The 19,983-nt window shown below is 39.8% G+C and carries 20 protein-coding genes; 3 read left to right on the forward strand and 17 right to left on the reverse strand.

Features of this window, described 5'->3' with window-relative positions:
- Positions 1 to 85: 85 nt before the first annotated feature.
- The 9 genes from argF to FR7_RS18970 form a co-directional block, all read right to left on the reverse strand.
- Complete coding sequence (gene argF, locus FR7_RS18930) at positions 86 to 1,033, reverse strand: ornithine carbamoyltransferase (protein WP_017531211.1); 948 nt, start codon at positions 1,031 to 1,033, stop codon at positions 86 to 88.
- Positions 1,034 to 1,076: 43 nt separating this feature from the next.
- Positions 1,077 to 2,267 (reverse strand): acetylornithine transaminase, encoded by a 1,191-nt coding sequence (locus FR7_RS18935; RefSeq protein WP_007937613.1) that lies wholly within the window; start codon positions 2,265 to 2,267, stop codon positions 1,077 to 1,079.
- Between the two features lie 43 nt (positions 2,268 to 2,310).
- Entirely contained in the window at positions 2,311 to 3,195 is an 885-nt protein-coding gene (gene argB, locus FR7_RS18940) for an acetylglutamate kinase (protein ID WP_007937614.1), read from the reverse strand.
- 12 nt (positions 3,196 to 3,207) lie between these two features.
- Positions 3,208 to 4,413, reverse strand: a complete 1,206-nt coding sequence (gene argJ, locus FR7_RS18945) for a bifunctional glutamate N-acetyltransferase/amino-acid acetyltransferase ArgJ (RefSeq protein WP_007937615.1) — start codon at positions 4,411 to 4,413, stop codon at positions 3,208 to 3,210.
- 31 nt (positions 4,414 to 4,444) lie between these two features.
- Positions 4,445 to 5,476 carry an N-acetyl-gamma-glutamyl-phosphate reductase gene (gene argC / locus FR7_RS18950; RefSeq protein ID WP_007937616.1) on the reverse strand — a complete coding sequence of 344 codons (1,032 nt, stop codon included), beginning with the start codon at positions 5,474 to 5,476 and terminating at the stop codon, positions 4,445 to 4,447.
- A gap of 155 nt (positions 5,477 to 5,631) precedes the next feature.
- Entirely contained in the window at positions 5,632 to 7,935 is a 2,304-nt protein-coding gene (locus FR7_RS18955; RefSeq protein ID WP_007937617.1) for a diguanylate cyclase domain-containing protein, read from the reverse strand.
- Positions 7,936 to 8,285: 350 nt separating this feature from the next.
- Positions 8,286 to 8,744 (reverse strand): YbaK/EbsC family protein, encoded by a 459-nt coding sequence (locus FR7_RS18960; protein WP_007937618.1) that lies wholly within the window; start codon positions 8,742 to 8,744, stop codon positions 8,286 to 8,288.
- A 188-nt stretch (positions 8,745 to 8,932) separates the two neighbouring features.
- Entirely contained in the window at positions 8,933 to 9,790 is an 858-nt protein-coding gene (gene amrB, locus FR7_RS18965) for an AmmeMemoRadiSam system protein B (RefSeq protein WP_007937628.1), read from the reverse strand.
- Positions 9,791 to 9,923: 133 nt separating this feature from the next.
- A complete protein-coding gene (locus FR7_RS18970; protein ID WP_017531212.1) occupies positions 9,924 to 10,640 on the reverse strand; it encodes an N-acetylmuramoyl-L-alanine amidase in 717 nt (238 codons plus the stop codon).
- 218 nt (positions 10,641 to 10,858) lie between these two features.
- Between FR7_RS18970 and FR7_RS18975 the strand changes: the two genes are divergently transcribed.
- The gene (locus tag FR7_RS18975; RefSeq protein WP_007937632.1) at positions 10,859 to 11,623 is read left to right on the forward strand and encodes a transglycosylase domain-containing protein; all 765 of its coding nucleotides are present in this window, start codon (positions 10,859 to 10,861) and stop codon (positions 11,621 to 11,623) included.
- A gap of 27 nt (positions 11,624 to 11,650) precedes the next feature.
- Here the strand turns inward: FR7_RS18975 and FR7_RS18980 are convergent, their stop codons facing one another.
- Entirely contained in the window at positions 11,651 to 12,307 is a 657-nt protein-coding gene (locus FR7_RS18980) for a hypothetical protein (protein WP_007937634.1), read from the reverse strand.
- Positions 12,308 to 12,861: 554 nt separating this feature from the next.
- Here FR7_RS18980 and FR7_RS18985 point away from each other — a divergent pair.
- Complete coding sequence (locus FR7_RS18985) at positions 12,862 to 13,119, forward strand: hypothetical protein (RefSeq protein ID WP_007937638.1); 258 nt, start codon at positions 12,862 to 12,864, stop codon at positions 13,117 to 13,119.
- A gap of 193 nt (positions 13,120 to 13,312) precedes the next feature.
- Here FR7_RS18985 and FR7_RS23975 read toward each other — a convergent pair whose 3' ends face one another.
- Positions 13,313 to 13,474, reverse strand: coding sequence for a hypothetical protein (locus tag FR7_RS23975; RefSeq protein WP_007940585.1), 162 nt, complete (start codon positions 13,472 to 13,474; stop codon positions 13,313 to 13,315).
- Between the two features lie 225 nt (positions 13,475 to 13,699).
- Positions 13,700 to 14,344 (reverse strand): hypothetical protein, encoded by a 645-nt coding sequence (locus FR7_RS18990; RefSeq protein WP_007937640.1) that lies wholly within the window; start codon positions 14,342 to 14,344, stop codon positions 13,700 to 13,702.
- A 257-nt stretch (positions 14,345 to 14,601) separates the two neighbouring features.
- Here FR7_RS18990 and FR7_RS23980 point away from each other — a divergent pair, with 257 nt between their 5' ends.
- Complete coding sequence (locus FR7_RS23980) at positions 14,602 to 14,745, forward strand: hypothetical protein (protein WP_007937642.1); 144 nt, start codon at positions 14,602 to 14,604, stop codon at positions 14,743 to 14,745.
- A gap of 128 nt (positions 14,746 to 14,873) precedes the next feature.
- Here FR7_RS23980 and rpsI read toward each other — a convergent pair whose 3' ends face one another.
- The 5 genes from rpsI to FR7_RS19015 form a co-directional block, all read right to left on the reverse strand.
- The gene (gene rpsI, locus FR7_RS18995) at positions 14,874 to 15,266 is read right to left on the reverse strand and encodes a 30S ribosomal protein S9 (protein ID WP_007937653.1); all 393 of its coding nucleotides are present in this window, start codon (positions 15,264 to 15,266) and stop codon (positions 14,874 to 14,876) included.
- Between the two features lie 21 nt (positions 15,267 to 15,287).
- The gene (gene rplM, locus FR7_RS19000; RefSeq protein ID WP_007937655.1) at positions 15,288 to 15,725 is read right to left on the reverse strand and encodes a 50S ribosomal protein L13; all 438 of its coding nucleotides are present in this window, start codon (positions 15,723 to 15,725) and stop codon (positions 15,288 to 15,290) included.
- 180 nt (positions 15,726 to 15,905) lie between these two features.
- Positions 15,906 to 16,640 (reverse strand): tRNA pseudouridine(38-40) synthase TruA, encoded by a 735-nt coding sequence (gene truA, locus FR7_RS19005; RefSeq protein ID WP_007937657.1) that lies wholly within the window; start codon positions 16,638 to 16,640, stop codon positions 15,906 to 15,908.
- A 136-nt stretch (positions 16,641 to 16,776) separates the two neighbouring features.
- Positions 16,777 to 18,996, reverse strand: a complete 2,220-nt coding sequence (locus FR7_RS19010) for a HelD family protein (protein ID WP_007937659.1) — start codon at positions 18,994 to 18,996, stop codon at positions 16,777 to 16,779.
- Between the two features lie 181 nt (positions 18,997 to 19,177).
- Complete coding sequence (locus FR7_RS19015) at positions 19,178 to 19,981, reverse strand: energy-coupling factor transporter transmembrane component T family protein (protein ID WP_007937660.1); 804 nt, start codon at positions 19,979 to 19,981, stop codon at positions 19,178 to 19,180.
- Positions 19,982 to 19,983 lie beyond the last annotated feature (2 nt).

The raw sequence follows: 19,983 nt of genomic DNA on the forward strand, positions 1-19,983 counted from the left end.
TTGTAAAATTAAAATGATGTTAGCATTACGATGCTAAGGTCGCGTAGCTTACATAAATCTTTTAACAAAGATTTGGTGCGCTGCTTCATTTTCCCATTAATAATACCATAATTGCTTTTTGTACATGCAAACGATTTTCTGCCTGATCGAAAACAACAGATTGCTTGCTTTCCAGAACTTCCTCTGTAATTTCTTCTCCTCTATGGGCTGGCAGGCAGTGTAAAACGATAGCATCTTTTTTGGCAGCATCCATTACGCTTTGGTTGATCTGGTAATTGACAAACACTTCCCGTCTGTCTTCTTGCTCGATCTCCTTGCCCATACTGGCCCATACATCAGTGTAGAGTACATCTGCATCTTTAGCAGCTTCAAGAGGATCTTCACACAATACAATCTTACTGCCAGTCACAGCTGCAGCGGTTAATGCCTCGGCTACAACAGCAGCATCTGGTTCATAGCCTTTTGGTGTAGCAATGGAAATATCCATCCCCACTTTTGCACAAGCCTGCAATAAGGAATTTACCATGTTATTGCCGTCACCTATATAAACCATCTTTAACCCTTGCAGCCTACCTTTATGTTCTAAGACCGTAAATATATCTGTCAATGCTTGGCAAGGATGCATCAAATCTGTGAGAGCATTAATGACTGGTATCGTAGCAAACTGCGCCAGTTCGATCACTTCATCATGGGAAAAAGTACGAATCATGATACCATCTACATACCGCGACAATACGCGGGCAGTATCTTTGACAGGTTCCCCTCGGCCAATTTGCATATCATTGGCATTTAAAAATAACGCTGCGCCGCCTAGCTGCCACATGCCTACTTCAAAAGAGACTCTGGTACGGGTCGATGCTTTTTGAAAGATCATCCCCAGCGTTTTTCCTTTTAGCAAATGATGCTGTTCACCGTTTTTCAACTGCGTTTTCAGCGTCTTAGCCAAGTCCAATATGTCATTGATCTCATTTGATGACAAATCATGAATAGATAGTAAATCCTTCACCTCTATACCCACAACAATAACCCCCATACATAGTTATATCATCCTTGCAATATAACTTTCTTTTTTATTCTTATAGCTGCCCCAGCACTGCATCCAGCACTGCCAGCACTTCATCCACATGAGCCCGCCCAATGGTAAGGGGTGGCACAAACCGCAATACATCACCTGCGGTGCAGTTGATAATCACGCCTTTTGCCAAGCAAGCATTCACAATATCTCTGCCGGGAAGAGTTAACTGCGCCCCGAGCATCAGACCTTTGCCCCGCACCTGGGTAATCAGCTTAGGATACTTAGCTTGTAAGACTAGCAAGCCTTTTGCAAAGTAGTTTCCTAATTCTTTGGCATTTGCCAGCAATCCTTCTTCCTTAATCGCCAATAGTACAGCATTAGCAGCCGCACAAGCCAGTGGATTACCGCCAAAGGTGGAACCATGGTCACCGCTTGCAAAAACAGAAGCTACTTTATCACTGGCAATAAACGCACCAATAGGCACGCCGCCTCCTAACCCTTTTGCTAATGTGACGATATCAGGGACAATGCCATATTGCTCATAAGCAAACATCGTACCAGTACGTCCCATACCTGTTTGGATTTCATCGAGTATAAGCAGTATTTCCTTTTCATCACACAACTGGCGTACTTGCTGTAAATACGTTTCATCCGGCATGTTGATGCCGCCTTCCCCTTGAATGGGTTCAAGAAGAATCGCACAAGTTTTTTCTGTTACAGCAGCTTTAAGAGCCTCTATATCATTAAAAGGCACATAGCTAAAGCCGCCAGGCAAAGGTTCGTACCCTTTCTGGTATTTAGGCTGGGCAGTGGCAGTAAGAGTCGCTAAGGTTCGTCCATGAAAACAATGCTGAGCACTAATAATCTCGATTTTATCTGCATTTATTTTTTTTGCATACTTGCGAGCTAGTTTTATGGCACCTTCATTGGCCTCGGCACCGCTGTTTGCCATAAATACTTTCCCCAGACCACTGACTTTCGATAAACTTTCCACCAATTTTGCCTGTACTTCTGTGTAGTATAAATTGGAGCAATGAATCAATTTTCCAGCCTGCTGGCTAATCGCTGCCACTAAGGCAGGATGCCCATGGCCCAAGACATTTACTGCAATACCAGCAAGAAAATCCAAGTACTTCTTACCGTCATTATCATACACATACGGACCCTCACCATGTGATAATGCAATGCTATAACGGGCAAATACCGGCATGTAATTATCATCAACGGTTTGAATAATCTCTTGTGTTTTCATATTGTTACGCCCTCCTTCATATAAAAATTTTTCAAACACCCTTTTATTTTACAACCTGTGTACCGATACCCTGAGAAGTGAATATTTCAAGTAATATGGAATGAGGCTGTCTTCCGTCAATAATATGTGTTTTTCCAGTGCCGCCCTGCAGCGCTTTGATGCATGTTTCTACCTTAGGAATCATGCCGCCTCCGATACTTCCTTGTGCGATCATCTGCTGGGCTTCCTCAAGAGATAAAGAGGAGATAAAGGAGGTCTTATCTTGATAATCGCGATAAATCCCTTCTACATCCGTTAACATGATTAGTTTTTCGGCCCCCAGAGCACCTGCGACTTCGCCCGCTACATAATCGGCATTAATGTTGTAGCTTTCACCGTTTTTTCCTACTCCAATGGGCGCAATGACAGGAATGTAACCGCTGTCGATCAAGGTATTGAGTATGTTGGTATTGATTGATTCTACTTCTCCCACAAACCCAATGTCTACCATGCTGACTCTGCCATTTTCATGTACTTCAGCAAAATGTTTTTTGGCGAGTATCAAGTTGGCATCTTTCCCGCTTAAGCCTACTGCTTTGGATCCATGGCGATTTAATAAGTTCACAATTTCTGTATTAATTTTACCAACAAGCACCATTTCTGCAATAGATACCGTTTCTTCGTCCGTTACCCTAAGACCACTGATAAACTCTGTCTTTTTACCGAATTTATTTAAAACACTGGTAATTTCCGGACCGCCGCCATGAACAACGATAGGTCTCATTCCTACATATTTTAATAATGTAATATCTTGAATTACACTATTTTTCAATTCACTATTAATCATGGCATTGCCGCCATATTTAATTACCACTGTTTTGCCATAAAAATCCTGCATATATGGCAAGGTTTCAATTAATACGGCAGCAGTTTCCAAGGAATTTTTCACATTTCTACCTCCTTATGTATGGTATTCTCCGTTAATTTTTACATATTCATACGAAAAATCACAAGTCCACATCGTAGCTTCTGCTTGACCTAAGCCTAAATCCACAACGACTCTAATATCGTGTTCAGCCATAATTTTTTTCAATTCAAGTTCGTCAATTGGAGCGCCTAGACCTTGTTTTACAATGGTCAAATCACCAATAGACAAGGATATCTTAGTAGGATCTGCCGCTGCTTCTGAATAACCTACAGCACATAAAATCCGTCCCCAATTGGCATCTTCACCAAAGAATGCGGTTTTAACCAAGGGTGATTTCGCAATCGCCATGGCAGTCTTTTTCGCATCAGCAAAACTGGCAGCACCTGTTACATTCAGTTCCAGGAACTTGGTTGCACCTTCACCGTCAACAACAATTTGTTTTGCTAAATAAATGCATACTTCTGTTAGTATTTTTGTAAAGGCAGCGTAATCCTCATTCTTAGTCTCAATCTTTTTATTGCCTGCCAAGCCATTTGCCAGTACGGTTGCCATATCATTCGTACTAGTATCTCCATCTACAGAAATCATATTAAAGGATACATTCACAGCATCTGTCAGCGCTTGTTTCAGCAAAGCCGGAGCAATGGCAGCATCCGTTGTAATAAATGCCAGCATCGTAGCCATATTCGGATGAATCATTCCGGATCCTTTGGCAATACCAGCAATGCGTACAGGCACGCCACCTAGCTCAAATTCATAAGCACAATGCTTTTGGAACGTATCCGTAGTCATAATCGCCAGGGTAGAATAATCTTGTTCATCTGGACCTAACTGGGCAACAGCCGCTTTAATGCCTGCTGTTACTTTCTCCATTGGCAGTGTCACTCCAATGATGCCTGTAGACGCTACTAGAACATCTTCCTTTGGTATGCTCAGAAGATCGGCTGTGATTTGAGCCATCGCATTGGCGTCAGAAAGCCCCTGTTCACCCGTACAAGCATTAGCACATCCTGAATTGACAACAATCGCAGAAGCAATACCGCTTTCAAAAGCTAAGCGAGATACCGCCACTGGAGCTGCTGCCATGGTATTGGTCGTACATACTCCTGCCACACTGGCAGGTACTGTACTGTAGATAACTGCTACATCATGTTTACCGCTCTTTTTTATCCCTGCCTGCACTCCAGCAGCCTTAAATCCTTTAGGTGCTGTAATACCGCCTTTAATTTCTGTATACATGTAAGAAACCTCCTTATAATTCCAAGCTACTTCAAGGGTATAAAGCAACTTGCTTTAAACCGCTGTCTTCTTTAAAACCAAACATTACATTAAAGTTCTGTACAGCCTGCCCTGCTGCACCTTTTACTAAGTTATCAATCGCCGATACCACGATTACCCGATTGGTACGAGAATCAATGTGCCAGCCTAAATCACAGAAGTTAGACCCTCGCGTATGCTTTACAGCAGGATACCCGCCCGGTCCTAATAGCCTGATAAAGAATTCTTGACCATACATCTCATGAAATGCCTGATCAATATCTTCCGGCTTTACTCCTTCTTGCAAAGTGGCATAGCAAGTACTCAAGATTCCCCGTGACATAGGAATCAAATGGGGTGTAAAGCTGATCAGCGAATCCTGACCGGAAATCTCCTGCAATGCCTGTTCAATTTCAGGTGTATGACGATGCCCTGCAATGCTGTAAGCTTTCAGATTTTCTGACATCTCTGCCATATGAACGTTCTGACTAAGTCCGCGTCCCGCACCGGAAACACCTGATTTAGCATCTACCACAATATTTTTAGTATCAATTAAATGGGATTTGGCTAAAGGAGCCAAGGCTAAAATGCTCGCCGTAGTATAACAACCTGCATTACCAACAATGCTGGCTGACCTGATTTGCTGACGGTATAATTCGGTCAGCCCATATACTGCACCGGAATTACGGTGCGTATGCTCTACCTTATACCAAGCTTCATATATGGATTCATCACGAAAACGATAATCAGCTCCTAAGTCAATCACTTTTATGCCTTGCTCTGCCAATGGCCTGCCAATTGCCATGGCATGACCATGAGGCAAGCCAATAAATACTGCCTGACTATCAGCAAATTGGTCAAGATCCTTCATGCTCGTTAACTTTTTATCATAAAATCCCGCCAGATGAGGATATATTTCTGTAATGCCCGTCCCCGTGTGACTTTCTGAGGTAATCGCAGCAACCTCTACTTCCGGATGATTGCTTAAAATACGTAATAATTCCGCTCCAGCATACCCTGTTGCACCGATAACGCTTACTTTCATTACCGTCCCCCCCTTATAATGTTATAATTATACATTATACATGCATAATGATGCAATAACTTTTTTACGACACTTACTCATATTTCTTGAATGATTTAGGTTGATCCTGTTGTCCGCCTTATTATTCTCTTTCATTATAAAACAATGATTCGATTCTATTTTTTTTCATCGCAAGCTCCCATGATCTCACAGAACTTTTCAATAAGCACAGGATCAAATTGTGTTCCTGCACAGCGTTTTAGCTCCTCAATTGCTTTGTCATGAGGCATAGCTTTGCGATAGGGACGATCATTTGTCATCGCATCATAAGCATCGGCAATTGCAAGTATACGGCACTCAATGGGAATATCTTCACCTGCAATACCTAATGGATAGCCAGTGCCATCCCACCATTCCTGATGCTTTAAAATCCAATCGGCAATCGAAGTAAGATCCGGTGCGGATAAGGCAATACGCTGGCCGATTTCACAATGCCTTCGCATTTCCATCGCTTCCTCAGGAGTGAGCGGCTCTTCCTTCATTAAAATTTTCTCTGATATACCTACTTTCCCAATGTCATGAAATTGTGCTAAAAGACGCATATCACTTATTTTTCTTTCCGATAGACCAATTGCCCTGGCAAGGCTTGATACCATATCCTGGAGGCGATCTCCGTGACCATCGGTAATAAAGTCCCGAGCTGCCAGCAGATTGACAACTTTTTGTACAATTGCACTCCGTGCTTTTTGTCCGCGGTGCAGCTTTTCCCGATACATATTATTATCCGCTTCTTTAAATAACTCTCTCATTGTCATAGAAGGTCCGCTGCTGATAGCAAATCCGATGGATAAACTAACAGGTACATCCTTATTTGATTCATTATTGATTCGGATTCCATTTTTTAATCGCTGGCAAGCTTCTTCCATGTGCTCTCTTGTAATATTCTCCATAATTACAACAAATTCATCACCACCGACTCTTGATACCACATCACCATCACGAAAGCTATTCTTAAAAATATTGGCAGCATTAATGAGCATTTGGTCGCCGCTTTCATGACCTAATGTATCATTTACTAATTTTAAGCCATCCAAATCACATACCATTAAGCCGACTGCCCCGCTGCGGCGCATATCTAAGCGTCGTATTTCCTCTTCAAAATAGGATCTGGCATATAGCCCTGTAAGTGAATCATGGAAGGTCACATAGCGCAATCGTTCTTCTGTTTTCTTGCGCTCTGATATGTCATGCGCAATAATAAAGAAAAATTGTTTTGTTCGTAAGCCAATGAGAGTCATGCGAACTTCCACATCTCGAATTTCCCCATTGGCTAGTCGATGCTTAAACTCCCACTGTCCGCTTTTTTCCTGAAATGCTTTTGTAAGCACCTCTCGGATTTCAGTTGTGGAAAGAAGATTTAGATGAGTGATCTTCATTTGCTTAAAGGTTTCCAGTGAGTAGCCATAGAATTTTTGAGCAGCTTCATTGGCATTTAGAATGTCGCAGGTCTCTGGGTCCACAAGATACATGATAACCTCTTGTTTGGTAAACATTTGCCGAAACTGCTCTTCGCTTTCTATTAAACTTTCTTCACTGCAATGCAGGGATGTTTGAACTTCTCGAGAATAAATTAAAAACCATACTAAAGCAGCGGAGCAAATTGCCAGGAAACCCCCAATTAGCCAAATCCAGATAAAGGCTGGGCTATATCGTTCCCAGCCTTGAGTCGGTACAGCAGCTAACTGCCAAAGTCCATTAGCAACTTTTACATTTACAATCACTGGATTTTCTAAGAAGATTCCTTCCTCACCCCAAAATACTCCGCCATCTTTACCAAGTCCATCACGACCGCGTACCGCAAACTTCAGCATAGACGACTGATCATATAGTCCGGCTTCTGCAAACAACCGCTCTTGAGACAAGGCCAAGCTAACCTGCCCCCAATAAACCGCTTCGGTTTTACCTTGGGGAGTCCAATAAATGGGCGTACGACTAACAAGTCCTACTCCACCTTCAATCAGCTGAATGGGACCTGCAATGATCATACTTCTACTCTCTATCACCTGCTGCAACGCTCTATTTTGATCTGACAGTAAAGACAAATCAATTCCTATCATCTTTTCGTTACCTTCCAAAGGATAGATATGAGTAATTTTATTGTTCTGAATTAAGGTAAAATTATTTATTCCAGAAAGTTGAGGCATAAATTCCGCACCAAACCGATTCACCTCTTCTTGGGTAATCTTGTGCTGAGGATCCATCTCAAGGTGAGTCAATATAAAAGCAATGAGTCCCTTTTCAAGAAACAGCCTTGCATGCAATCCACCTTCTAATCTAGCCTGGCTAGCTCTCAACTGACCTAACACTTCTGCCCGGACCTTTTCTTGATATTGCTGTTGTTCACTCTTTGTAAAAACATACACGCCAAAAAGAATGGTAGCCATAGTTAGGAAAGCTAAAAAAGAAGCTTTTAGTTTCATCTTCGCCTCCACAACAATTTATAGTCTCTGCTGTCATTTAAATCGAAAGAATAAGGTCACGACATTTAGTAAAATATTGATAGAATGAATAACTGTCACATATATGCTCTATTTTCGACAATTTTCCCTAAAACCCTGCGTTTTTTCAAGCAAAAAAATAGTATGCCATTGGTTTTATTCTCATGAAAATGAAGGAACCACTCTACATGAAGAGTAGTTCCTAAATTGAAATTTATCATATGTGTGTCATACAATAAACTAAAGAATCCTTGCTTCATACTTTATATCAACTACTAGCCATTATTATACAATATCTTCCTAGGCAATGACAAATAAGTGCATAAATCGATTTAACAACAAACGTCGATAATTTTGGCTCCTGTAATCTCACATAAACGATCTGGACTTACAGGCAGGGCAGAATTAGCAGTCCCTGCAGCTGCATACACCGTATCAAAATCCCATAAACTTTGATCGAGATACAAGGAAATATCGCTTATTAACCCGATGGGTGATACACCACCTGGTAAAAAACCAGTAGCATCTTCCACCGTCTTCGCATCTGCAAAACGAATCTTTTTAACCTCTAATTCTTTGGCTAACTTTTTTGTATTGATCTTCTTATCTCCGCAGGTTACTACTAATACAGGTTGTCCATCTGCAAGAAATACCAAGGTTTTAGCAATTTGTGCTGGCGCAACTCCTAATGCCTGAGCAGCTAAATCCGCTGTATGCGTACTTGTATCAAATAAAACTATTTTTAAGTCAGGATAGTGACTTACGAATTCTTTAACACGTTCTAATGGCATCGCTTCTTCTCTCCTTTTATAAGCAGCAACATGAGCAGGCGTCTAAATCATTTTTTAATGATTATAAAAAAAGTTAAATTCCTGCTTTATATTGTATCATATACTTTTATTTTCATTATAGCAAATACTCTATAATCTAAAAGATTATAGAGTATTTGACCGCCATTTCCATATTTTCTTTTCTATTCTCAATGTTTTGCACCGGGTGTCTCTTTTGACTTGTGTTGAAGGGTGATTAAAGATACCCCATAGCCAATGCCAAGAGGTGCCTCATAGGATAGGGTTTCTCCAGTAGCATTAAGACCACCCACCACTCCCATTAGAAAAAAGATCGACCGCATGCTGCATTCTTTTGCAGCGGCTACTACCTCTCGGTCCATTTGTAATAGTGCTTTTATATTTAGCTTTTCAACTGCCTCCATAACCTTGTGATCAAACTCACGCCCCTTAGCATGATCACTTAATGCATTATCGGCTGGTACGCAATGAGACAAGTTGCCAGAGGCAATGACTGCAACCCGTTTATCGACAGAACCAATCGCAGCTTGCACAGCTTTGCCAAAGGTATACACTTCTTCATAGGATAACATCCCCACTGAAATATGTACTAATTGCCCTTTAAACCCGGCTTTCGTCAAGTAGTAGAGAGGTACGAGTGCTCCATGATCTAATTCTAAACGGATTCCATGATTCTTGGCTTCATCATCTGTCAATTCGACGATATTCACACCTAAGCGATCGGCTTTTTTTAGTATATGCCGCACAAGTAATCCATCTGTTTCAAACCCAAGAACAACATCAGGAGCACCAAAAGCGGCAAAGCTCCCTTTAAGCCTGGGATGGACACTGATACTTACCGCATCTTCAAACGCAGGGCCATGGGGTGTAATTAAAATAACCGTTTGAGGATTGCATTCCTTAATCTTTTTTGCGGCTTCCGCAGCAGCAGCAACTGTATTTTTTATTTTATCCAGCTCACCATTCCCCACTTCAGGAATCATACTAGAAGGATGAGGCATAAGAGCACAAATTTCTAAATTTTTCATATAAACGGCTCCTTTTTCGTCTTTAGAAAATACTAATCATCGCGTGAATCTTCCATGCATTTTAACTATCACGTCCAAAGGATACGTGCAGCCGCAACACTGCTAAAATGGATCTCCCCTGCATTACTCTTCTTTATCTTGCCGCATTTTTATAGAAATGATACGCCAATGCCTTTGCAATATTCTCCACCATCTTCTGTTGGTAATGATCATCTGCTAATAAAGATGCTTCTTCCTTATTGGTTAAATATCCTGCTTCAACTAACACACCCGGTATATTGATTTCATTCAATAATAAAATGTGCAAATCCTCTTTTACCTGACGTTTATTTCCTGGGGGAAACTCTTTTAATACATGCTGCAGCCGTGTTGCCAATGCCTTATTCATCTCAAATTTAGGATTATAAAATACTTGTGCACCTGATAAACTAGCTCCTCGATACGCATTGCAATGAATGCTTACATACAGCTCTGCACCTGAATGATTAATGATCTTAGCACGTTCTAATAAATCATTGCGTTTACCGCCCTTGCCTTTCGTATAATAATCCACATCGGCTTCTCTTGTGAGTATAACCTTTGCTCCATATTGCTGCAGAAGACTCGCTAATTTCGTCGAAATGGTTAAGGTAATCTCTTTCTCGTCTACATTATTCGCATTTGCCCCACTATCAATGCCACCGTGCCCAGGATCAATCGCAATCGTATGCCCAGCCAATACTGACATGTCCACATTTTCAAAATCATCACCTATTATATACTGCATTGCTAAAAAATGAAGTACAACCATAGTAACACTTAGCATGATGACTCTCTTCACACTGGCTTTTCGAACCAAAATGAGTCTCATATACACGAACAACTCCCTGCTTTCAAAAACTCCTTTACCCCATGACTAGGCCGCTCTAATTGCGACTAAGATTGGTAATGAAGCATTAACTCCATTACCAGTCAAATCTTCTTTATATCCTTATGCTTCCCTTTTTAGAATTATACAAGGAAAGCACATATAGCCAAACACCATATAGTGAGGTAAAATAACACTAATGAATCATAAGGAGGCTACCAATGAGGTTTCGTAGATTGCTATTACTCTCGATACTATTATTTGCTCTATCCTTTGGATGGGCTGGCGGCACCGATTACATAAAAGGACTTCTTCCTGCGATCCCCTCATCCCAAAGAATCACTACTCATTTAGCAAGTTCGTGGGAGCGCACCTATCGCATGATTGCTCTGAAAAGTGCTGTCAATGAAAAACTCAATAAGACAAATTATATCACCATACAATATATTCCTCTGGCTATGCAGCAAAGTATTATTGCAGTAGAAGACAACCGATTTTACCGCCATTACGGATTTGATATTGAAGGTATCCTAAGAGCCATGCTAGTCAACATGCAAGCAGGCGGCTTTTCTGAAGGCGGGAGTACGATCACACAGCAGCTGATTAAAAACTTATTTCTTACCCAAGAAAAAACCTATGGCCGCAAGGCCGAAGAATTTCTTCTCGCCATGAATATGGAACTGCGGTATTCAAAGGAAGAAATCTTAGAAATGTATTTGAATACGATTTACTTTGGATCTGGTGCTTATGGCATAGGAGATGCAGCAAAGATATACTTTGACAAGGCTCCTGTTAATCTTACGTTAGCAGAATGTTCTCTACTCGCAGGTCTCCCCAACGCTCCTTCCCTTAATTCTCCATATGTAGATTTTAATGCAGCAAAACAAAGACAAGCCATTGTGCTGTCTGCCATGGCTCGCCAAGGATATATCGGCTCCCAAACAGCAGAGGAAACAAGACTTACCCCAATTAAACTGGCGAAGTAACGTAAAAAAGAGGCCAATGGCCTCTTTTTAATTAAAATAATTTTTGATAGGTTTCCAGTCTGGGTTGCCTGCATCCATTTTGTCATGTACTGTCGTGCGGGAAGCACGTTCAATAATAAATTCCCTAATATATGTATCTTCATCAATATTCTCAATATCTTTAATCAGACGACCTTCATCTTGGATGTTGAAGGCAATCAGCGTATAATATTTACCGCCTGACAATTCTCTAATGAGTATACCCATACCTACAGGGGACTCCCCTTCTTGGAAGTTTCGGCTTATTGAACTGTGAGTTGCAAAGAAATTCGCTTTTGGTGCTTTTGTTAAAGCATATACTTCGGGGAAGTATAATTTAAACTCTTTTATTGTAATTGGCATATCTGGGGTAAACCGCTGGGCTGCCACTACTGCATCAGGCTTATTATTTGCATACATGACTTCCATCTGTACGCCTATTCCATGGCGACTAAAGGAATAACGATACGATGCAGCTTTTGCTTTTTTATAACCTTTCGCTTCCCAATCGGCTCTTGTCCACAACTGATTGTCAGAATCAATCACCAAGCGATAGTCTCCATATTGTTGCTGAATCGACTCCCTGTTGTCATCCAAGCTAGCAAAGGCTACACTAGAAAGCATCAACAACATTGAAAAAACTAACATTACTATGATTTTTCTCATAAACTAACCCCTTCCATTCTTATATCATTACTCTTTATTATTATACCTTACCTGTCATATTTCCTGCTACACAGAAGAAAAACACTCCTGCATCCCATTGTTACCAAAGATTAATGAGTTATCACTAATAGGTCAAAAAGAACCGCCTTACTTCATTTTAAAAGTAAGGCGAATTTTACGAATAAGAGCGAATACTGTCTTTAAACGCGATCCGAATGAGTTAGCCAATAGATACACAAAGCAGCAGCGACAATGATAATACATCCTACTTCAAGCGCATCAGGCACATCCAGCCACATTATCTCCCCTCCGTCATTTTGAATACACTTTTTATATACATACTTTATTTATCATTTTTTTATAACATAATTTTCAAATATAAAAGTACCGCCTCACCCAAAAGATAAGACGGAGGTTATATAAATTAAAGAGCCACCTTCGTTAAAAAGGCGATTTTTCACCGATCATTATGGAATATAACGAATCGGTACAAAATCAATCCTCCTGAATATATTAGAAGTGTTAACACGGAAAGATTAGGAGGGGAAAAAACCATGAATTGCAATATAGCCCCTAATGGCATTGCATTTGGAATTCCAAATCTTGAGGAATTAGAAAAAAAGGCTTGTAAAACGATTGAACTTCCTGCATTAGCTACAATTAATGGTAATGCGATTGCATTTTTCACAATGCTCGTGTTAAAAGAAATCCTTAAACAACAGTCTGCTAATCCTATCAACAATTTGACTAATATCATTGCACTCTCCAATAGCATCGCTGGTTTAAACAGCAGTATAAAGATCATTCAATAGAAAAGCAACGCACACGAAAATATTATTACTATCGTATCGCCTCAGACAAACTCCCTCTGCAAAAGGGAGTTTTCCTTTTACCGGAGGACACCCCTAAATCTACCAACAGTGATCATGTTGAATGAAGAATAAAAACCGTTGAGATTCTTATCCTCTAAAAAACAAAAACGCCCTACAGGACGCTTAGTTTACACTATAATTCTGGAAAATCATCAATCTTATCCATATCTTTTAAATGTTGTATTGCTTCAGCTCGTGTTGTTCCAATAATTTTACCTTGCTTTGTTTTTAAATTTAAGAAAAAGAATCCACTATCAGATACAATAATTGCTGCAGTTTTGTCTCTACTAAACATTGGGGTAGCAAGACCATTACGATCATGACTTATGATAATTACCTCCTTTATAATTTCTGATAATTCGGAATATACCTTCTATATTATTCAATAAAAGATGATAATATCCTTCAATATATATTTTTTTTTACAAATTAGTAAGTAATTTGTAAAGATACCAAACATTGTGACTGTAGATTTTTATTTTTGCAACTCATCAAAATGAGGCCACTCTGAAAAGGGTATTTAAAACTTAAGTCCTGCACCAACATAAGCAGCTGATTGGCTGCCTGCCAATTGATAAGCACCAACTTTTCCAATACTGCCAGTGTAACCGATACCCGGCTCTATCTTACCTCTTGTGAACATGGCACCAACTGTAATTACATTATGGCGAGTTAGATCAATTGTAGGAATCTCAGCTTCAATTGTTATTGTGCTGGTTTGTTTTAAATCGATCATATTCTTTTCGAATACAAACTTTTCCTCTTCCGTTTTATCAAACTTGCCTACTCTGCCATTTACCATATAAATAAAACTTTGTTTACCAAGATCAAATTTACCATCTAATTTTACAGGAGTTGCACCAGGTGTCTCTTTATCAACCGGCATTACTAATACTTCCTTCACTTCTCCCGGTAAATAAACGGTTTCTCCTGGAATATACTGAAACTTCGTATCTGTAATCGTTTTAATCGTTTCCTTAATGATCGGAGGCTTATTTTTTTCTACTGCCAATGCTTGTCTATCACCTTCTCCCAAGACATACCCTAACGTTAATCCTGCAGCACTGCCAGTGACCAACGAAATAACGGCAACAATTATGAGCATCTTAAGGTTATATTTACCTTCATCAAGGTTAGAATTTTCTAATTTTTCTTCTTCGTTCATTCTATACCCCTCCCAGCTACTGAGACCAAATTCCCTTACCTTATTATATGATCGTTATCAGCTTTAGCTACTCTAGGGATAAAGCATATCTGCCAACGTTTCCCTGAAATGGGGGTTGCACATCATCATCTAAAAAAATCGATTCGGCTTTTTTACATAATAACAGTACCAATCTTTTTTTAGCATACATACACTATAATATGGAGTCTACGTAATTTGCACTTCATCAGTATTTCACCTCGAAGGGAGGCGATTGTATGATTATTGACTTCGACGAACGAAAATTTAGAAATGAAATTAAAAGTATCGCTAAAAAGTATGGAGCAAAGTCTAGCGATGCTGAAATGGTAGCAACGATGGCTTTGTCAATTGTAATGAAATCAAGCAAACCTGTGAAATAATACGGTTGTTTCAGCGAGCAGAATATTTTTGCTTGCTGTTTTTTTATATATTAAAGTCTTACCTTCCTTTAATGCAGAAAAAAACCCCTGCAAATTCAATATTTGCAGGGGTTTCATTTTTGCTAGTTTTAACGTTTGGAGAACTGAGACGCTTTACGCGCTTTCTTCAAACCATATTTACGACGCTCTTTTTCACGTGGATCACGAGTAAGGAATCCAGCTTTTTTCAAAGATGGACGGTACTCAGCATCAACTTTAAGTAATGCACGAGAAATACCGTGACGAACTGCGCCAGCTTGTCCTGAAGGACCGCCGCCCTCCACTTTAATTAACACATTGTATTTGCCAAGAGTTTCTGTCAAATTAAGGGGTTGTTTTACAATAAGTTCTAATGTTTTGCGACCAAAATATTCTGCAATAGTACGGTCGTTAACTAGAATATTGCCTTCACCCGGAACCAGACGAACTCTGGCAACCGAGGTTTTTCTGCGACCTGTGCCGTAGTAAGTAACCAATGCCATAATATGTTCCTCCTTTCCGGATTATCTTATGTTAAATTCTAATACTTCTGGTAATTGCGCAGCATGCGGATGCTCAGCACCACGATATACTTGCAATTTACGATACATCTGGCGGCCAAGACGGTTCTTAGGTAACATACCCCTAATAGCCAGCTCAAGCACTCTTTCTGGTTTGTCTGCAAGCATTTTACCAGCAGTAACGAATGTAGTTCCACCTACATAACCAGAATGACGGAAATATGTTTTTTGTACTAACTTTTTACCAGTTAATGCTACTTTATCAGCGTTGATGACGATAACATGGTCACCGGTATCAACATGCGGAGTAAATGTCGGTTTATGTTTGCCGCGAAGAACTTTTGCTACTTCGGCAGCTAATCTACCTAAAGTTTTACCTTCTGCATCTACAACATACCACTTACGTTCTATGGTGGCAGCATTTGCCATAAATGTTTTCATGCGATATACCTCCTTGTCACAACATTACAAAAAAAATTGATTTTGTTTCCTTGAGCTCCGGGGCTAACGGAAGTCATGGCATAAATCTCATAAAAACATTGTATTAAATTACCTGGACAATGTCAAGGAATATCGGTATGTAAATTCACTTTTTTTTGAGTTATCCACAGTTTGTTAGATTTAATACCGAACTTCTTTTAAATATAGTCCATGAGCAGGTGCTGTAGCGCCTGCCTTCTTTCGATCCCGTCCCTCAAAGATGGTCTTAAACTTCTCTAAAGAAGTCTTTCCTAGCCCCACATTCACTAATGTACCAGTTATATTCCTCACCATATGATATAAGAAACCATTTCCCCAAAAAGAAAGTTCCAATATCCGATCCTGAAGTTGGCATTCAACTGCCATAATTGTGCGAATCGGACTAACGCTTGCTCCTCCCGAGGCTCGAAAAGCTGAAAAATCATGGGTTCCGATGATTATTTGTGCTGCTTCTTCCATTGCTGAAACATCTAATGTTTGTGGAATCGTCCATACCAAATTCCGAAGAAAGGGATTTGGTACAGTATGCTGATAAATCTTATACACATATATTTTACTTTGGGCGCTGTATTGAGCATCAAAGCTATCAGGAACCTCCTCTGCATCCAGAACTACAATATCGTAAGGCAGTAAACTCCTAGAGGCTATTGCAATACGATCTACAGGAATAGTGCTGGTCGTTTTAAAATTGACGACTTGTCCATAAGCATGAACCCCAGAATCAGTTCTGCCAGCCATATGAATCCTGAATGTATGACCGACAATCTTTGCCAATTTGTCTTCTAGTACTTGTTGTATTCCGATCGCGTTAATCTGGCGCTGAAACCCATGATACGCCGTGCCGTCATAAGCCAATGTTAATTTAATATTACGCATGTTTATACACCTCGTCACTTACTATCTAAAAAAATATGACACATTTAACGAACTAACATATTGAACCACAAAGGCACAAAGGACACTATAGAACCGTCCTTTGTGTGCCACGATCGTGGCATTGTGTCTTTGTGGTTCATTTACTTTTTCCCTTTAACAAGGGTGTAAGATTACCTTGATATAGTATGTGTAAATAATATAAGGGACGAGATAAGGCTACATAGAGCAGTTTGGCATCGAAGCTATTGTTCTTGAATTCTTTATCCGAAGCATTCCATATAATCACACCATCAAATTCCAAACCTTTTGCCAAGCCCACTGGAAGGATGGAAATACCGCCCTGGTAAGAAAGAGTATCACTGGTAATCACATGCAGCTCCAAATTATCGCCTTCTTGCTGCAGAGCATGATATAAAGAAACACTGTCTCTTTCCATTTTGGTAATAATTCCAATGGATTTGCAATCTTGCTCTTTAAACTTTTGAATCGCATCTCGTATCGCCAATACTGCTTCGTTTTCTGTGCTGATCTGCTGATATACGGGATCTTGACCAATTTCATATACGGGAATGGCAGCAGAGTGTCCTCTAGGCATTACCTTGTTAAAACATTCGATAATTTCCCGTGCTGAACGATAGCTGTAATTGACTTCACGATAGATGGATTTTACATCAGAAAATACTTCTTTCATCACGACCTGCCAGCTATCGATACTGCGATAAGCGGTAATTCCTTGGGATAGATCACCCATAATGGTAAAGGAGCTATTCTTTGACAACATTTTAAGAATCATAAACTCTAAAGTATTTAAGTCCTGGGCTTCATCCACTACAATATGTTCAAATTTCACAATATGATTCCAGCCATTTACGAGATAAGAAAGATAGCAAATGGGTGCCAAGTCTTCTCTCTCTACATTTCCCTCTTGTAATATGCTGCTGGAGTATTCTGCGATAAACGCAATGTCCAATTTTTTATTCTTTAAAATTTTAAATATACTTTTATTGCTAAAGACTTCCTTGTAACAAGTCCTAATATCATCGCAAGACCATTTTGAAAAATGACCTGCCAGAAATTGTGTCCCTTGCTGTGAATATTGCTCATAGGTTTTATCTGTACTGCCAATTTTGCGCCTCTGCTCCATTTCTAACACTTCCAAGAAATTTCGCACCCTAAACTTAATATAACCGCTTAACGTTTTTACACGCTCATTATAGGGAGTATTGAGCATACCGCCTTGCATAAAGTTTTCAATTTGCTGTTCTTTTGTAATCAATAATTTCTGATCAAACAGCAGGATGTCTTTTAACTTTAGGCAGAATTTTTCAATTTTCTTATCCATCCAAGCATCTAATATTTTCACAAATTCCAAAGATCCCTTTAATCGGGCAACTGCCTCTAATTGATCACGACGGCTATCTTTTATCTTATTTTCTAAAAACAGATGGGCTTTCTCATCTTGGTGCAAGGAGAATGTCGTCTGCGTTATTTCATGTACTACATCAATAAACGTCTGCTGCCTCACATCATCTGCATCGATCTCTGGAAGCAGTTCACAAATATAATCTAAGAATAATTTGTTGGGTGCAATGACCATCATTTTCTGTGGATCTAATTTTTCATTATAAAGCAAATAAGATAATCGATGCAGACCAATGGTACTTTTTCCTGAGCCCGCAACGCCTTGGATAATAATCACTTGATGTAAGGTTTCCCGAATAATTTTGTTTTGTTCTCCTCGAATGGAAGTTACAATATCTTTTAGCTTATTACTGGTACCTTGCAGCAGCCTTTCCGTTAAAAAGGGGTCAGCAAGTAAGGCTTCCTTTTTAGGATCTGCCAATTGATCAAAAATATAATCGTCGGATATTTTTTGCAAAACGCCTTCGACTATTTTGTATTGTCTCTTTAAGTTCACGTCACCGCTATAATGGTATTTTCCCAAAACATCGTAACTGACACGTCCATCTTGGCATTCATAGAAAATAGTTGCTACAGGGTCGCGCCAGTCAAATACTAAAATATCTTTTACGGTAAGAATGTCCAAACGGCTGATTTTAATTCGTCCTATATAAAAGCTCTCATAGTCCACCGCATCATCATCTTTAAAATCCACACGACCAAAATAAGGACTCCCTAGAGCCTCTTTCATATCATAAATCTTTTCAGCATGATCATGTTTCATCATGGAATGAACATAGGTACTAATTTGATCTTTATGCTCCAATGACACACGCATTTGCGCAGTACGCTTATCAATATCGTCTTCCAAAGATGTAATGATTTGATTCATCTCTTTTAGCGTATAATCCAAGTGCTGTTTTTCTAAAGCATAATCCGGATGATCCTTAACCATATAGCCTCCTATCTTTACTTTACGTATAGTATCATCGTTTAAAAGTCAATTACTAACAAAAGACTTTCAACGCGAAGGCGCGAACCGCTACGCGGTACACGAAGTATCACGAAGGGATTAATTGTATTTCTACTTCGCACCCTTCGCGCCTTCGTGTTTCAAACTGCTTTTCTTCTTTCTGCTACTTACTATATATCCTCACTGCAACTAGCACTCCAATGATAATGCCTAATACTCCATATGCCAGCCAATCTCTCTTTGTAATGTGGAGTTCTTTCATGCGGGTTCTTTGATGCCCGCCTCGGTAGCATCTGGCCTCCATAGCTGTAGCCAGTTCATCCGCACGACGAAATGCACTAATAAACAGCGGGACGAGTAAAGGAATCATGTTACGTGCACGGCGCAATATATTCCCTGATGTAAAATCCGCTCCTCTTGCCATTTGCGCTTTCATGATTTTATCTGTTTCTTCCAGCAACGTTGGAATAAAACGAAGGGCAATTGTCATCATCATCGCCAACTCATGTGCAGGCAGACCTATTTTCTTAAAAGGGTTAAGTAAGCGCTCAATCCCATCGGTCAATGCGATGGGGGAAGTGGTAAATGTCAATAAAGAAGATACAACAATTAAAAAAACAAGTCTGATTGTCATAAAAAGTCCTTGCCGGACACCTTCCTGGGTCGCCGCCAATGGACCAATCTTATAGATAATGCTCCCCGGTGTAGTAAAAATATGAATAAGTAAGGTCAATACAATAATGATCCACAATGGCTTTAAGGAGCGTAAAATCATAGTAGGAGGTATTGCCGCTAAGGCAATGATGAATACAATAAAAGCAGCTAGTATGATATACGCCTGATAGGTATCTGCTAGAAAAATGCTGCTGATAAATAATATCGTACTAATAATCTTCGTACGCGGATCTAGTAAATGAAGTAAGGAATTACCAGGAAAATATTGTCCCAGCATAATATCTGTTAGCAAAG

The organism is Pelosinus fermentans DSM 17108, from assembly GCF_000271485.2.
Classification (GTDB): Bacteria; Bacillota; Negativicutes; order DSM-13327; family DSM-13327; genus Pelosinus; species Pelosinus fermentans.

Bases quoted from the DNA above. Each gene is read 5' to 3' on its own strand.
- argF (WP_017531211.1), bottom strand. From the start codon at position 1,033: ATGGGGGTTATTGTTGTGGGTATAGAGGTGAAGGATTTACTATCTATT.
- FR7_RS18935 (WP_007937613.1), bottom strand. From the start codon at position 2,267: ATGAAAACACAAGAGATTATTCAAACCGTTGATGATAATTACATGCCG.
- argJ (WP_007937615.1), bottom strand. From the start codon at position 4,413: ATGTATACAGAAATTAAAGGCGGTATTACAGCACCTAAAGGATTTAAG.
- argC (WP_007937616.1), bottom strand. From the start codon at position 5,476: ATGAAAGTAAGCGTTATCGGTGCAACAGGGTATGCTGGAGCGGAATTA.
- FR7_RS18955 (WP_007937617.1), bottom strand. From the start codon at position 7,935: ATGAAACTAAAAGCTTCTTTTTTAGCTTTCCTAACTATGGCTACCATT.
- FR7_RS18960 (WP_007937618.1), bottom strand. From the start codon at position 8,744: ATGCCATTAGAACGTGTTAAAGAATTCGTAAGTCACTATCCTGACTTA.
- amrB (WP_007937628.1), bottom strand. From the start codon at position 9,790: ATGAAAAATTTAGAAATTTGTGCTCTTATGCCTCATCCTTCTAGTATG.
- FR7_RS18970 (WP_017531212.1), bottom strand. From the start codon at position 10,640: ATGAGACTCATTTTGGTTCGAAAAGCCAGTGTGAAGAGAGTCATCATG.
- FR7_RS18975 (WP_007937632.1), top strand. From the start codon at position 10,859: ATGAGGTTTCGTAGATTGCTATTACTCTCGATACTATTATTTGCTCTA.
- FR7_RS18980 (WP_007937634.1), bottom strand. From the start codon at position 12,307: ATGAGAAAAATCATAGTAATGTTAGTTTTTTCAATGTTGTTGATGCTT.
- FR7_RS18985 (WP_007937638.1), top strand. From the start codon at position 12,862: ATGAATTGCAATATAGCCCCTAATGGCATTGCATTTGGAATTCCAAAT.
- FR7_RS23975 (WP_007940585.1), bottom strand. From the start codon at position 13,474: ATGTTTAGTAGAGACAAAACTGCAGCAATTATTGTATCTGATAGTGGA.
- FR7_RS18990 (WP_007937640.1), bottom strand. From the start codon at position 14,344: ATGAACGAAGAAGAAAAATTAGAAAATTCTAACCTTGATGAAGGTAAA.
- FR7_RS23980 (WP_007937642.1), top strand. From the start codon at position 14,602: ATGATTATTGACTTCGACGAACGAAAATTTAGAAATGAAATTAAAAGT.
- rpsI (WP_007937653.1), bottom strand. From the start codon at position 15,266: ATGGCATTGGTTACTTACTACGGCACAGGTCGCAGAAAAACCTCGGTT.
- rplM (WP_007937655.1), bottom strand. From the start codon at position 15,725: ATGAAAACATTTATGGCAAATGCTGCCACCATAGAACGTAAGTGGTAT.
- truA (WP_007937657.1), bottom strand. From the start codon at position 16,640: ATGCGTAATATTAAATTAACATTGGCTTATGACGGCACGGCGTATCAT.
- FR7_RS19010 (WP_007937659.1), bottom strand. From the start codon at position 18,996: ATGGTTAAGGATCATCCGGATTATGCTTTAGAAAAACAGCACTTGGAT.